Origin of the sequence: Enterobacter sp. PL1 (genome assembly GCF_945957325.1) — a bacterium.
GTDB lineage: Bacteria > Pseudomonadota > Gammaproteobacteria > Enterobacterales > Enterobacteriaceae > Enterobacter > Enterobacter roggenkampii.
In genome coordinates, this window is the sequence record NZ_CAMFKT010000003.1 from 15,141 (window position 1) to 29,319 (window position 14,179).

Consider the following 14,179-nt stretch of genomic DNA (forward strand, 5'->3'; position numbering starts at 1 on the left):
TTACCAAGGCCCCGACCCAACGGCCGGGGCAATCGCTTATTTCTGATAGATTTTTGACAGATCCTGGAACAGATAGACCGGTTTCGGCTCCGCTTCCTCGGTACCGCCGAAACGCTTGTCTACCGCGACGGTCGCATTGGTATAGGCGATCGGGTAGTACGTCATGTCGTTCGCCACGGTCTGCTGAATTTGCTTGTAGATATCGGCACGTTTTGCGGCGTCGGTTTCCACGGCGCCTTTATCCCACAGGGCATCAAACTGCGGATTTTTGTAGTGCGCGTAGTTATAGGCTTCGTTGCTCATGAACAGCGATTTGTAGCCGTCCGGCTCTGAGCCCATGATGTAGCCGCCCAGGTTCAGCTCCCACGCGGTGTTGTTCATATCGAGGCTGCGCTGAGACATGGCGTTGGAGTCCAGCGGCATCAGCTCCACGTTCACCCCAATGCCCTTCAGCGCCTGCTGAATGTAGAGCGCCATGCTCTCCTGGGTTTTGTTGGTATTCACATACGCCAGGCGCAGCTTGAGGTTGTCCGGCGCGCCGGACGCTTTAAGCAGCTCTTTGGCTTTTTGCAGGTCGAAGTTGTACTGTTCAACGTCATCCGTCTTGTAAAGCGTATCGGGCGTCAGGAAGGACGTCGCCGGTTTGGCGTAGTCCAGCGAGGTAAAGGCGGTCTGGGTCAGCTCGTCTTTGTTGATGGCGTACGCAATGGCCTGACGCAGTGCTTTGCTCTTCATTACCGGCACGTTCTGGTTGAACGTCATATAGGCCAGACGGCCTTCCGGATAGACCACGAAGTCAAACTTACCGGTATTTTTCAGGCGGTTCACGTCCTGCGGGTCAACCATCTTGAGGTTGATTTCACCGTTTTGCAGCGCAAGGTTGGCGGCGTTACTGTCTTTGGCGAAACGGTAGGTCACTGAATCTAGCTTCGCTTTGCCGTTCCAGTAATCGTCAAAACGGGTCAGGGCATAATATTGTCCGGCGCGGTACTCTTTAAATTTGAACGGCCCGGAGCCGACCGGTGCATCGTTTTTGCTGCTCTTTTCCAGGTCGCCTTCGCTGGCGAACACGTGCTGCGGGATCGGGTAGATCTGTACCAGCGTGCCGGTAAAGGCCGCGCTGACCTGCGGTAAGGTGAACTTAACGGTGCGGTCGTCAACCTTGCTTACCTGTACCGGCTTATCGCCGTAGGTGAACATGCTGCGGAAGAAGCTGTGCTGTTTGGCATCCAGCAGCTTATTGAAGGTGAAGACCACGTCGTCCGCCGTCAGCGGCTGGCCGTCCTGCCATTTCAGGTTCGGTTTTAACGTCAGGGTGTAGCTGAGGTTGTCGGCAGAGGGCGTCAGGCTTTCCGCCAGGCCCCATTCGATCTTACCGTTGTTGAAGCTATAGAGCGGGGCATAGAGCGCCTGCATGATCGTCAACGTGGTACGGTCGCTGGCGTAGAGCGGATTTACAGCTAACGGGTCGCCGGAGGTAATACCGATAATCAGCGAACCGCCCGCTTTTGGCGCATCGCTTTTTGCCGCTGAGGGCGTATTTGTCTCTTTATTTTTCGCATCATCACAGCCCGCCAGGCCTAACGCGAGCGAAACAACCACTGCCGATAACAGAAGCTTGCGCATCTCACTAACTCCTTGCCTTATAAAGTGTTTATGACTGCATCTTTTATTTATGTTGAAGCATCATATGCAGCTTTATCCGTTTACGCATTAATTATGAAAATGCGATTTTCGATTAAGCTTATGCCGGATTTGATATATATAAGCGCCGGAAGGAATAGCGGCAGATCGATTACGCTCAGTTCGTTAAACGCTTCACAAATCTCCTGCTACACTGCCTCAACACATCACTCAAAAGGCAGGCCAACATGTCAGACAACACGTATCAGCCACCCAAAGTGTGGGAATGGAAAAAGAACAACGGCGGCGCGTTCGCCAACATCAACCGCCCCATTTCCGGCGCGACCCATGAGAAAGATCTTCCTGTCGGTTCTCACCCGCTGCAGCTCTACTCGCTCGGCACACCGAACGGCCAGAAAGTGACGATCATGCTCGAAGAGCTGCTGGCGCTGGGCGTGACGGGCGCGGAGTACGACGCGTGGTTGATCCGCATCGGCGAGGGCGACCAGTTCTCCAGCGGCTTCGTGGAGGTGAACCCGAACTCGAAAATCCCGGCGCTGCGTGACCACTCCACGAGCCCGCCAACGCGCGTCTTTGAATCCGGCAATATCCTGCTCTATCTGGCGGAGAAATTCGGCCACTTCCTGCCGAAAGATCCGGCGGGACGCACCGAGACGCTGAACTGGCTGTTCTGGCTGCAGGGCGCGGCGCCGTTCCTCGGCGGCGGCTTTGGCCACTTCTATAACTATGCCCCGGTGAAAATTGAGTACGCGATTGACCGCTTTACCATGGAAGCCAAACGCCTGTTCGACGTGCTGGATAAACAGCTGGCGCGCGGTCGCTACGTGGCGGGTGAGGAGTACACCATTGCCGATATCGCCATCTGGCCATGGTTCGGCTGCGTGGCGCTGGGCAGCGTGTACAACGCCGCTGAGTTCCTCGACGCAGAAAAGTACACCAACGTGCAGCGCTGGGCGAAAGACGTGGCGAACCGCCATGCCGTTAAGCGCGGACGCATCGTTAACCGCACCAGCGGCGAGCTGAACGAGCAGCTTCACGAACGCCACGCGGCGAGCGACTTCGAGACCAATACGGAAGATAAGCGTCAGGCGTAATGTTCTGCCGGGCGGATCGCCGCCCGGCAACCGAGATCCTTTCGCAGGGCATGATTGGCCTAAAGGTTGAGCCGGTATTGCTGGCACTATCTGTGCGTTTTTCTCACCTCAGAGTGAGAAGCGACGTATCAACCGACAGCAGTCACAAAGGATCTGTTATGAAACTGATTAAAACAACGCTGGTTATCAGCGCCCTCATTTTTTCCACCTCGGGAATGGCCATCGATAAAACCGCCGCTGGCGCGGTAGCAGGCGCTGCCATTGGCGCGGCCACGGGCAAAGATCTGAAATCCACCGTTGGCGGTGCCGTTGTTGGCGCAGGCACAGGTGCCATGTTCAAAAACGGCGACAAAGGTAAAGCCGCGCGTAAAGGCGGCGCCGTAGGGGCTGCCGTGGGCGCAGGCGCCGCGGCGGTTACCGGCAAGAGCGTGCTGAAAGGTGCAGCCGTTGGCGCGGGAACGGGCGCGCTGATTGGTGAAGCGACGCACTGATAAACTTCGCCGGGCGTCGCAGCGCGTGCCCGGTCTCATTGCTGTTCAGTATTAATCCCGCACCCAATCTCGCATTTTTGCGAGCCGCTTTCCGAAATAGCATTTCCCCTCTGTCGCAGCGATGTTAACAATTGCCAGTCGTAGCCTGAAGATTACAATGCATTTGCTTATCGTAAACTACAGGCTACAATAATGGCTAAGGTTAAACACTACATCACAGCTGATGGGTATGACCCTTTTGATGCATATCTAAGAAGTGTGAAAGATCCCATAGCAAAAGCCATGATTGCCACGCGTGTCGCCAGAATGTCAACGGGTAACTATGGTGATTGTAAACCATGCAGAGAGAGCGTTTCAGAGCTCAGAATTAACCAGGGGCCGGGTTACCGTGTCTATTTCAGCGAAGTCTCCGATCCGGCAGATGGCGCAGTGAGTCTGGTGCTACTGACTGGAACGAAAAAAAAGCAAAGTGCAGATATTGAAAGAGCCGTTGAGTACCTCAACGACTACAAGCGCAGGATATAAAAGGAAATCGCAATGGCTAAATCAGTACTCCATGATGACGCAATGGTACAACTCCTGAAAGATTCTCCGGATTTCGCGCCCGTATATCTTCATCAGGCTTTCATTGAAATTGACGAGCCCGGAGGCTATGAGGCATTCATGCTGGCTTTACGACATGTTATAGAAGCCTCCGGCGGGATGACTGTCATTGCAAAACGCGCAGGCATTTCTCGCGAATCACTCTACAAATCACTTTCACCAAACGGTAATCCCTCATTTAAGCGTATCGCCGAAGTGGCATCTGCAACGGGATACCCAATATCCCGAATTGCAACAGCAGGATTAAACACAACAGCGTGAGAGCCACTCCAAAATAGGCCCGGATATGCGACCCGGGCAATACATCAATGGTGATCGTCATACTGATGCTCAATCACCATTCCTTCCGCCACGCTCGCCACATGGCGTGCACGCGGATGATAGACCGGTGCAGGGGCGGCATACGTTGTTTGTACAGGTGCAGGCGCAACGCTTACCGCCTCGGGAACCGTGGCTGACTGAGGAACAATCACGACCTTATACCCGGTGGGGACATCGACCGTGACGCTCTGGGCCATCGCTGTATTGACCACGGCAAAACCTGCCAGGGCAGCAAATAAAATAATACGGTTTTTCATAAATTGAATTATTTCCGGCTTCAAGAAGATAATTCATTATGTCGGCGAATTCTTAAGACAATATTAATTTTCATGTTCTGAAATGTGCAGAAAATGCCAAATATATTGTTACAAGCGAATATTTTAATATTTGAAATATATTGACTTACGCTTTTTAGAAAGGCGGCAAGAAACATGCTCGCATGCCGCCTCGCCTGTTATGTTAATACTTTATATTCCGCGCTTTTTGCCGTCCGGCCTGTTTCATCTGACGCTTGTCCTGGCGGCAGTCGTGATTACTCTGGTTATTGTTCGCCACGCAGGTCTGCTTCACCTGCCGTGACGCGTCGCGGGTTTCCTGCCTGACATCACGCGCCACGCGCCGCTCCTGCGCCTGCTGGGTCGCGCTGGTGGAAACCGAGAAAAGCGTCAGAAAAATGAGAGAAAGGACAGGGATAAAAGATAACGATCTGTTCATAGCAACACCTCGTAGAAGAGAGTCCAGAACGTCAGGGGTTAGCAAAAGAATAGCAGTTTCAGAGCACGCGGAATGGGGAAGGCGTTAATAATGTAAGGCCGCTCAAGGCGGCCTTACAACGTTGCGTTATGCCGTAAGGCGGAACTTCTGCACCGAGCGCTGAAGATCTTCGGTCTGACGCTCCAGCGCCGAAGCCGCCGCGGAAACCTCCTCCACCAGCGAGGCGTTTTGCTGGGTGACGCCGTCCATCTGGGTAATGGCGATACCGACCTGCGAAATGCCCTTACTCTGCTCCTCAGAGGCAGAGGCGATTTGCTTCATAATGGTTGTCACTTCCGTCACGTCCCGCAAAATCGCATCCATGGTCGTACCCGTGTCGCTTACCAGCTTTGCACCCTGCTCGACGCGGGAAACGGAATCGGTAATCAGCCCCTCAATCTCTTTCGCCGCGTTGGCGCTGCGGCTTGCCAGGTTGCGGACTTCGCCCGCCACGACGGCGAAGCCGCGCCCCTGTTCGCCCGCGCGCGCTGCTTCAACCGCCGCGTTAAGTGCCAGAATATTGGTCTGGAAGGCAATGCTGTTAATGACGTTGGTGATTTCAGCAATTTTCTTCGAGCTTTCCGAAATACCGCTCATGGTGCTTACCACCTCTTCCACCAGCGAACCGCCGCGGCTGGCGGTGGTTGAGGCCACATCGGCCAGCTGGCTTGCCTGGCGGGCGCTCTCCGCGTTCAGTTTCACCGTAGCGGTCAGCTGTTCCATGCTGGCTGCCGTCTCTTCCAGTGCCGCCGCCTGCTCTTCGGTGCGGGAGGAGAGATCGTTGTTACCGCTGGAAATCTCCGTCGCCTCGCGCCAGATATTTTCACTGCCGGAGCGGATCGTGCTGACCGCCTCGCGCAGGCTGTCCTGCATGGCGCTCAGCAGCGGCACCAGCTGTCCCACGCAGTTGCGGCCGAACGGCTCAATGGGCTGGCTGAGATCGCCCTGAGCAATCTGGCGGAACTGCTGGCGAATGCGGTCCAGCGGTTTGACCAGCATCGCGACCAGGTAACGGTCGGTGAAGAGCAGGATCAGCAGACCGACGATCGTAGCGACGATAATCACCGTACGGGTCATGCTGGTCAGGCCGTCCACCACCACGCGGGTGCTGTCGAGCGACTTCGCGGCAGCATTGTTGAACTCTTCAGCCGCCGCGCCGAACGCGCGGCTCAGCGTTGGCGTGACGTTATTAGCCTGCTGACGATAGCCGTCCAGCGCGCCCAGTTTCGCCTGCTGCATTTGCGGCGTCACGCCCTGTTCGAGCAGCGCCTGCCAGGCACCGATCACCCGGGAAGAGACCTGGGGGTCCATTGGGCCTGGGGAGATCGCCTTCATCTCGGCCAGCTTCTTGCCCATGTTATCCAGCGCCTGCTGGGCAGAGGCCAGATCCGGCGTGCCGCCTGCGGCTTTGACTTCCATTGCGCGGCTCAGACGGGTCACAAAGCGGAAATACTGATCGTTGCCCTGGCTGAGCACCGTCATCTGCTTGACCAGCTGGCGGTCCACCTCGTTGCCATCTGAAACGCGAGACAGAGACCAGGTGCTGTACAGCCCAACACCCGCCCACATTAAACAAAAGATCCCGAGAATCGCCAGCATGACGAAACGGATCGTGAAATTACGGAGCATATTCATAAGTCTTCCTTGCCGTGAGGGTGAATTCGCCCAGAGGCGAGTCTTACCCTCGTTATCGGCAGAAACTGACGAAGTTATACTATTTCGCGCGTAATTTTATAAAAATCTTCGCTACCCTGCCGTTCGCCGGAAAAGGATAATCACTGCGGGGAAAATCTTACTGCTCAATACATGTTTTCATATTTCAGCAGCCGTCGAAATGTAAAACAGACAAACAGTTAATTAACCTCACAACCCGAAAGGATGAATACCCTGATGAATGAGACGGTCAAAGAACCGCACGACCGGTCAAGAAACCCTTTAATTTGTATGCAAATCATTCCAAAGCATTTAGCTCATGAATTAAATTAAATTTATTAATCAGATTTAATTATTTAAACGCTAATTATTGTGCAGGATATTTTTTTAGATTTCATTACATCCTTACCTGCTGAGGAAGTTCTTATTTTAAATAAATTCATTTAAAAAGAGCCGGACAATTTTCGACTCATCCAGAGAACTTCAAATGCGCAAATTAATGAATCGAACATTGCTTTCGCAATGTGTATTAGTGGCTTTAACGTCATTTGGCGCCCAGGCTAACGTAACACCCGCTACGCCCTGCCAGCCGGGCGTGACATCGCAGACCTGCGGCTTAACGAAATATGTAGATAATAGTTTCTATGAAGATCCCGGCGTGACTAATGCCATTATGGCCGACACCACCGCAAATAATATCTTTATGGATGGAAGCCGTGAATCAGGGGATACCCAGTCATTAACCGTTTCTGGTACCGACATGTCCGGCCATTATATTCAGGGCAGCAACGGGGGGACGGCTAATATTACGGTGAATAACGGCGCCACCGTCGATATGATCGAAGTGGGCAATACCGGTGCAACCACCAATACGACGGTGACCATCGATGACGCCACGCTGAATGGCGAAAATGACGCCGGAAGTTACGAGGGCAAGAAAGCCTATATGATGGGTTCCGCCATTTATCTCGACCCCATGGATAAAGGTTACCACACCGTCAACGTTGAGGACGGCAGCATGCTGCACGGCAGTATTCTCAGTGCGGGAGCCGGTGCACAAAATATTGCCATCAGCAACAGCACGATGGATAAAGGCGGTATTTACGCGGGTAGCGATAAATCTGATACCAATATTACGCTGACTAACGCTTCCGTGGATGCCTCGCAGAGCGAAATCGCGCAGAACATCGACACGCTGGCGGTAAAACTGAGCGGATACAAGCCCTTCAGCGACATCAACCTGGATGCCTTTGGCGATGTTGCCATCGCGATGTACGGAACGAAGGCTGATTCGCTGGCGCTGGATAACAGTACGGTCACCGGCGACATTGGGGTCTTTAACGAAAACGGCACCACGCTGATTTCATTGACCAATAACAGCGTGGTAAATGGCAATGTGACCGTCGATGGTAACGCCGCAAATTCCGTTCTGGTGGATAACAGCACCGTGAACGGCGAGATAAATACCAGCCAGAGTACGGGCAATAGCACAATTACGCTGCAGAACAACGCGACCGTCAACGGTGATATTACAACGGGTGCAGGTGATGATACGGTCGTGCTGACCAATGATTCACATGTCAATGGCAATGTTAACGGTGGTGACGGCAGCGATACCCTGTCAATGGATGCGGGCAGTTCTATATCCGGACAAATAAGCCAGTTTGAAACGGTAAATACCACCAGTGATAACAGCATTGCCATTGATAAAATTAACGATGCAACCAGCTGGAGTTTGCAAAACGGTTCAACCCTGATTGCCAACACCACCGGCAGCAATGCGCTGGTTACCATGAGCACCGACAGCTACGTGAATTTCGGTAATATTACCGGCGCCAATAACGCCGTGGTGGTGAACAGCATTACGCCGTCAGCGCAAAATCAGCAGGGAATAGTCCTGGGGACCTTCACCACGTCGGGCAGCAGTGCGCCGCAGAATTATGCAGCAGCCACGTTTACCAACGGCGACCAGACCGTGGAGAACCGTAGCGGCGCCTATAACTACAACAACAGTCTGAATATTATTGCGGCCGACAGCGCGCCTCAGGCTCAGCTGACTGCAGATAATAGCCAGAGCTGGAATATTGAATTTAACAGCCAGAAGGGCAACCTTGCGAGCGATGTTCAGGGGCTGGTAGCCGGCCTGGATGCAGCGGAACAGGCCGGGCATCAGGTAGCGGATGACATCAGCAACCACATGAACCAGGTGCATCTGGCAAACCTGCTGGGAGAACAGCAGGACGGTGCGCAGGTCTGGGGCGATTTCCTTTATCAGAACGGTAATTTCAGCAACGACGTTGACTACAAAAGCATCACTCAGGGTGCGCAGGGCGGCGTAGACTGGACGGCGCATCTGGACAACGGCGACAGCGTCACCGGCGGTATCGCGCTGGCGTGGACGCGCAGCCGCGTGCAGGACACCAGCGACGGCGCGGATAGCTTCAAAGACAGCGTTTACGGTAACTACTACAGCCTGTATGGCGGCTGGCAGCAGGCGCTGAACGGCCGAACCTGGGGTCTGTTTGCTGACGGCAGCTTCAGCTACGGCGATATGCGTTACTCGCTGTCTGCCAACAACGTGACGGGCGATACCAGCGGCATGACGGAAGCGCTGCACGGCTCCACCGATGGCAGTCTGTATCTGGCGCAGGCCCGCACCGGGGTGAACGTGTTGCTGCCAGGCGAAACGCTGCTGCAACCCTACGCCACTCTTGGCTGGGATCAGACCAAAGCGAACGGCTTCTCTGACAGCGAAGTCACCTTTGCCGACAGCCAGGTCTCTTCCTGGAACGGCGGTGCGGGCGTGAGGCTCACCACCACCCTTCGCGATTTGAACAAGAACGTGAAGGTGATGCCGTGGATCGACGCGCGCTTCCAGAAAGAGTTCAGCGATGACACCGACATTCAGGCGGCGGATTATCACAACACCTCCGGTCACAACAACACCATGGGCATCTTTGGGGCAGGTATCAACGCCACCATCGCCCATAACTTCACCCTGACTACCGGCGTCTATGTCGGTACTGGCGATGTGGATAACGATGCCAGCGTACAGGCGGGGATGAGCTACAGCTTCTGATTGTCGTCTGATTGCCCGGTGACCTGCGTGTACCGGGCAGTGCGGGACTCAACGTCTGACGCATCCCGGGGAAAATTGCTGGCAGGGAGTTCTGCCATCGCTTCTCCCCGGGATTTGTGTTTTGATAAGGACAGAATGAAAACGCCGTTTCAAAAATTCCTCGATAAGAAAAGGAGACATCATGTCCTGGTACCCTGCCCCTGACCGCTACGAGAATATGCAGTACCGCCACTGTGGCAAGAGCGGCCTTCGCCTGCCCGCGCTTTCGCTTGGCCTGTGGCATAGCTTCGGCCACGTTCAGCCTCTTGATGCCCAGCGGGCGCTGCTGCGTAAAGCCTTCGACCTCGGCATTACCCATTTCGACCTTGCCAACAACTACGGCCCGCCAGCAGGCAGCGCGGAAGAGAATTTTGGCCGTCTGCTGCGGGAGGACTTTGCCGCGTATCGCGACGAGCTGGTTATCTCCACCAAGGCGGGTTACGACATGTGGGCCGGGCCATACGGCTCAGGCGGATCGCGCAAATATCTGCTCGCCAGCCTCGATCAGAGCCTGAAACGCCTGGGCGTCGACTACGTGGATATTTTCTATTCCCACCGCGTGGATGAAACCACGCCGATGGAAGAGACGGCCTCTGCGCTTGCCCACGCCGTGCAGAGCGGCAAAGCGCTGTATGTAGGCATTTCCTCCTATTCAACCGAGCGCACGCAAAAAATGGCCGAGCTGCTGCGCGAGTGGAAGATCCCCCTGCTGATCCACCAGCCGTCCTATAACCTGCTCAACCGCTGGGTCGATAAGACCGGTTTGCTGGATGCGCTGGCGGCCAACGGTACCGGGTGCATCGCCTTTACCCCGCTGGCGCAGGGGCTGCTGACCGGAAAATACCTGAACGGTATTCCTGAAGATTCACGCATGCAGCGTGAAGGCAAGAAAGTCCGCGGTCTGAACGAAAAAATGCTGACCGAAGCCAACCTGAACAGCCTGCGTCTGCTGAGTGAAATGGCGCAGGCGCGCGGTCAGACCATGGCGCAGATGGCGTTGAGCTGGCTGCTGAAAGACGCGCGCGTGACGTCAGTGCTGATTGGCGCAAGCCGCCCGGAACAGATTGAGGAGAACGTTCGGGCGCTGGATAACGTGTACTTCAGTGAGGACGAACTCAAGCGGATTGACCAGCATGTTGCGGATGGGGAGTTGAACCTGTGGCAGGCGTCGTCTGATAAATAAGGCCGCACCGAGCAGTCCCCTCTCCCCTTTGGGGAGAGGGTTAGGGTGAGGGGTAAGGCGTACTTTACTTCTTACTGATCTTATCCAGATACCCCATCACAAACGCAGACAGCACAAACGTCAGATGGATAATGACGTACCACATCAGTTTGTTATCCGGCACGTTCTTCGCGTCCATAAACACGCGTAGCAGGTGGATAGAAGAGATTGCCACAATCGACGCGGCCACTTTATTCTTCAGCGACGAGGCATCCATTTTGCCCAACCAGCTGAGCTTCTCTTTGCGCTCGTCGATATCCATCTGAGAGACGAAATTCTCGTAGCCGGAGAACATCACCATTACCAGCAGCCCGCCCACCAGGGTCATATCCACCAGCGACAGCAGAACCAGAATCAAATCCGCCTCGGCAATGGAAAAGATATTCGGCAGAACGTGCAGGATTTCCTGAAAGAACTTAATCGTCAGCGCGATAAGCGCCAGCGAAAGGCCAAAATAGACGGGAGCCAGTATCCAGCGAGAGGCGTACATGGCATTTTCAAAAAAGCGTTCCATAAAGTCCTGTTTGCAAAAGAAACCAGCGCCCAGTATATCCCAATGGCGCTGACTGTTTGCAATAGCTCACCAGTATGGTCACTCAGACGTTGTCGGGGTTAACCTCGGGACGGGCGTATTCCGGCCAGACCAGCACCACCAGCTCCGGGTAGGCTTCCAGGCTGAACTCACGAAAACACTGACGCAAATTTAATACGTCCAGATCGGAATAAGAGACCTTCTCGCCGTTAAGGCAGCGTTTTTTGATATTGTCATAATATTTATACACGGCTGAATTGAGATCGCTACAGCGACGCTGTGCTTCAAACAGTCCGGGCGTGTCATTAATTTCCGACATTTTCATGCGTTTAATTGTCGCGTGTAAAAAGTCGATATATTCATGGTTCACCCGCCAGTACCAGACAGGCGTAACGGAGTTCATCAATACAGAGAAATGGTCTTCCCCTTCCTCTTTTGTCATGAGTTCCGGTTGCGGCGGTTCACTGGTGTCTTTCGACACTTTCGTTTTATTGAACTCCTGCATCAATAAAAGCACACCAGCGGTCAGTAATAGTAATGTGATGACCGTAAAAAAGATGCTGTTCATGGGTAGGCTCCATTTTTTTTGATTTTAAATTTGCCTCATGATATTGTCAACGAATCTCACGCCTTTACCAACCCCACCCTGTTGAAATTAAAGGAAATTAAAAATGCTGCCCGACTATCTCGTCCCGGCTAAGTACCACATTACGCCTGTGGAACAGCAACCGACGGAAGCAGAAAAAGAGGTCAGTTTCACTCAGGGGAAAAGAAAGCTCTCTGATTTCGAGCCTGATATATTAATTGGTGTTTCCCGTACCGGCAAATCCCGTAATATGTTGCTGGAAGAGCACGATCGTCATATAAAAGACCGCTTATTTCGCGCCATAAAAATTGAAGCTTTTGTCCACCTGCTGAATGATCTGCAGGCCGAAGGTGAAATAGATGCCCAGAAACTAAGTCAAATATTGGCCGAAAAAACCAAAGAAATTAACGAAGCGGGCAATGAAATTTGGCTTAACTTAATTACGCGCGAAAAAAACAACCCAATTTTTTATAGCCTGGGGGAGGATTAACGTGAAGGAAGTTAAAAATAACGACGTTTATTTGACTTTGGATGATAAAAAAAGTGATGAATTTATCTTAAAGCAAAATCTCGACGCGCTGCGAAACACAAAAAATGACGAGATGACGCGCATTACACAAGACCTGGTATCGATCCCGGCGACGCTGGTGCGGCTGAAATGGCAGAATCGCCGTGAGATTTATCCGCTGCAGGTCAAAGAAGAAATTTACGGTGCCGTGATGAACGCCATCATGGAACAGCGGCCAGAGCTAAAAGAGAAGCTTCTGGGACGCCTTGAGGCCAACTACCAGTACCTGCTTGCCAGAGAGATCGCCACCCTGCGTCTGACGCGCAAACTGTCAGACGGCGAGTACCGTACCTCAAACGTCACCTGCGTTGCGCTTGATGAGGACGCGCTGGCAACCCCCTCTACCGCACCGACGGAAAATAAGAACGCATAAACCCAACAGGCATAAAAAAAGCCGGCTTTCGCCAGCTTCTTTATCACTTCGCGGCCGCTTTCTCTTCGCCGACCAGCCCAATCTTCAGATAACCCGCCTGATGCAGCGTGTCCATTACCTTCATCATGGTTTCATAATCCACGGTTTTATCCGCACGGAAGAAGACCGTGGTGTCTTTTTTACCGCCGGTAAGCTGATCCAGCGCCGGGATAACAGAGTCGGCCGTTACCGGGTCGTTACCGAGGAACATCGATTTATCGGCCTTCACGGACAGATAGACAGGCTTTTCCGGGCGCGGCTGCGGCTGGCTGGACGAGGCTGGCAGATTCACCTTCACGTCCACCGTCGCCAGCGGCGCGGCCACCATGAAGATGATCAGCAGAACCAGCATGACGTCGATAAACGGCGTCACGTTGATCTCATGCATTTCGCCGTTATCGTCCAGATTTTCGTTTAGACGCATCGCCATAATATCAACCCACGCGCAGTTTGGACGCCGCGTGCACCGGCTTAACGGCGCTGGCATTCAGGTCGAGATCGCGGCTCTGCAGCAGCAGAACCTGCGCGGCAACGTCACCGAGGGTGGCTTTGTAGCTGCCAATCATGCGCGCGAAGATGTTGTAGATAACCACCGCCGGAATCGCCGCGACCAGACCAATCGCCGTCGCCAGCAGCGCTTCGGCGATACCCGGCGCAACGACCGCCAGGTTGGTGGTTTGGGTCTGCGCGATACCGATAAAGCTGTTCATGATGCCCCAGACCGTACCGAAAAGACCGATGAACGGCGAAATCGCGCCGATGGTGGCCAGATAACCATTGCCGCGCCCCATGTGTCGGCCAACCGCCGCCACGCGACGCTCCAGACGGAAACCGGTACGCTCCTTGATGCCTTCGTTATCTTCACTGCCCGCGGAGAGTTCCAGCTCGTTCTGTGCTTCATTCACGAGCAGGGTAGTCAGGCTTTTCGCGTGGAAGGATGAGGTCATATCTGAGGCCTGATCCAGAGAGCGGGCTTCTGCCAACTGCTGCTGTTCCCGCTTGAGGCGACGCTTCTGCGAAAGCAGCTCGGCGCTCTTGCTGAAGAAGATAGCCCAGGTGACAACGGACGCCAGAATCAGGCCGATCATCACAATCTTAACCACGATGTCAGCATGCTGATACATGCCCCAAACGGAGAGATCCGCCTGCATCAAATTATTACCCACTCTGTATCTCCAGGAC

The 14,179-nt window shown here is 53.9% G+C and carries 16 protein-coding genes; 8 read left to right on the forward strand and 8 right to left on the reverse strand.

What is annotated here, in order from left to right:
* Window positions 1–36: 36 nt before the first annotated feature.
* Window positions 37–1,626, reverse strand: a complete 1,590-nt coding sequence (locus tag N6P30_RS03450; RefSeq protein ID WP_023294548.1) for an ABC transporter substrate-binding protein — start codon at window positions 1,624–1,626, stop codon at window positions 37–39.
* A gap of 245 nt (window positions 1,627–1,871) precedes the next feature.
* Here N6P30_RS03450 and yghU point away from each other — a divergent pair, with 245 nt between their 5' ends.
* The 4 genes from yghU (at window position 1,872) to N6P30_RS03470 (ending at window position 4,093) form a co-directional block, all read left to right on the forward strand.
* Window positions 1,872–2,738 carry a glutathione-dependent disulfide-bond oxidoreductase gene (gene yghU, locus N6P30_RS03455; RefSeq protein WP_023294549.1) on the forward strand — a complete coding sequence of 289 codons (867 nt, stop codon included), beginning with the start codon at window positions 1,872–1,874 and terminating at the stop codon, window positions 2,736–2,738.
* 158 nt (window positions 2,739–2,896) lie between these two features.
* Window positions 2,897–3,229, forward strand: a complete 333-nt coding sequence (locus N6P30_RS03460) for a glycine zipper domain-containing protein (protein WP_008499797.1) — start codon at window positions 2,897–2,899, stop codon at window positions 3,227–3,229.
* Window positions 3,230–3,421: 192 nt separating this feature from the next.
* A complete protein-coding gene (locus tag N6P30_RS03465) occupies window positions 3,422–3,754 on the forward strand; it encodes a type II toxin-antitoxin system RelE/ParE family toxin (protein ID WP_008499798.1) in 333 nt (110 codons plus the stop codon).
* Window positions 3,755–3,766: 12 nt separating this feature from the next.
* Window positions 3,767–4,093 carry a DNA-binding protein gene (locus N6P30_RS03470; RefSeq protein ID WP_008499799.1) on the forward strand — a complete coding sequence of 109 codons (327 nt, stop codon included), beginning with the start codon at window positions 3,767–3,769 and terminating at the stop codon, window positions 4,091–4,093.
* Between the two features lie 44 nt (window positions 4,094–4,137).
* On the opposite strand, the gene N6P30_RS03475 is transcribed toward N6P30_RS03470, so the two are convergent.
* The 3 genes from N6P30_RS03475 to N6P30_RS03485 form a co-directional block, all read right to left on the reverse strand.
* Window positions 4,138–4,410 (reverse strand): hypothetical protein, encoded by a 273-nt coding sequence (locus tag N6P30_RS03475; RefSeq protein ID WP_023294550.1) that lies wholly within the window; start codon window positions 4,408–4,410, stop codon window positions 4,138–4,140.
* 202 nt (window positions 4,411–4,612) lie between these two features.
* A complete protein-coding gene (locus N6P30_RS03480) occupies window positions 4,613–4,867 on the reverse strand; it encodes a hypothetical protein (RefSeq protein WP_023294551.1) in 255 nt (84 codons plus the stop codon).
* A 126-nt stretch (window positions 4,868–4,993) separates the two neighbouring features.
* Window positions 4,994–6,541 carry a methyl-accepting chemotaxis protein gene (locus tag N6P30_RS03485; RefSeq protein ID WP_154827261.1) on the reverse strand — a complete coding sequence of 516 codons (1,548 nt, stop codon included), beginning with the start codon at window positions 6,539–6,541 and terminating at the stop codon, window positions 4,994–4,996.
* Window positions 6,542–7,091: 550 nt separating this feature from the next.
* On the opposite strand from N6P30_RS03485, the gene N6P30_RS03490 reads away from it, so the two are divergent.
* On the forward strand, window positions 7,092–9,638 hold the full coding sequence (locus tag N6P30_RS03490; RefSeq protein WP_225828805.1) for an autotransporter outer membrane beta-barrel domain-containing protein: 2,547 nt from the start codon (window positions 7,092–7,094) through the stop codon (window positions 9,636–9,638).
* A 181-nt stretch (window positions 9,639–9,819) separates the two neighbouring features.
* Window positions 9,820–10,860 carry an aldo/keto reductase gene (locus N6P30_RS03495; protein WP_023294555.1) on the forward strand — a complete coding sequence of 347 codons (1,041 nt, stop codon included), beginning with the start codon at window positions 9,820–9,822 and terminating at the stop codon, window positions 10,858–10,860.
* 64 nt (window positions 10,861–10,924) lie between these two features.
* Here the strand turns inward: N6P30_RS03495 and N6P30_RS03500 are convergent, their stop codons facing one another.
* Both N6P30_RS03500 and N6P30_RS03505 read right to left on the reverse strand, forming a co-directional pair.
* Entirely contained in the window at window positions 10,925–11,413 is a 489-nt protein-coding gene (locus N6P30_RS03500; protein ID WP_023294556.1) for a TIGR00645 family protein, read from the reverse strand.
* Window positions 11,414–11,495: 82 nt separating this feature from the next.
* Window positions 11,496–11,999 carry an ESA_00282 family adhesion-associated protein gene (locus tag N6P30_RS03505; RefSeq protein ID WP_008499806.1) on the reverse strand — a complete coding sequence of 168 codons (504 nt, stop codon included), beginning with the start codon at window positions 11,997–11,999 and terminating at the stop codon, window positions 11,496–11,498.
* Between the two features lie 103 nt (window positions 12,000–12,102).
* On the opposite strand from N6P30_RS03505, the gene N6P30_RS03510 reads away from it, so the two are divergent.
* Both N6P30_RS03510 and N6P30_RS03515 read left to right on the forward strand, forming a co-directional pair.
* On the forward strand, window positions 12,103–12,507 hold the full coding sequence (locus N6P30_RS03510; protein ID WP_008499807.1) for a hypothetical protein: 405 nt from the start codon (window positions 12,103–12,105) through the stop codon (window positions 12,505–12,507).
* Window position 12,508: 1 nt separating this feature from the next.
* Complete coding sequence (locus tag N6P30_RS03515) at window positions 12,509–12,958, forward strand: hypothetical protein (protein ID WP_023294557.1); 450 nt, start codon at window positions 12,509–12,511, stop codon at window positions 12,956–12,958.
* A gap of 43 nt (window positions 12,959–13,001) precedes the next feature.
* Here the strand turns inward: N6P30_RS03515 and exbD are convergent, their stop codons facing one another.
* Together exbD and exbB are read right to left on the reverse strand one after the other, a co-directional pair.
* Window positions 13,002–13,427, reverse strand: a complete 426-nt coding sequence (gene exbD / locus N6P30_RS03520) for a TonB system transport protein ExbD (RefSeq protein ID WP_008499809.1) — start codon at window positions 13,425–13,427, stop codon at window positions 13,002–13,004.
* A 4-nt stretch (window positions 13,428–13,431) separates the two neighbouring features.
* Window positions 13,432–14,163 (reverse strand): tol-pal system-associated acyl-CoA thioesterase, encoded by a 732-nt coding sequence (exbB, locus tag N6P30_RS03525; RefSeq protein ID WP_021242115.1) that lies wholly within the window; start codon window positions 14,161–14,163, stop codon window positions 13,432–13,434.
* Window positions 14,164–14,179: the final 16 nt, after the last annotated feature.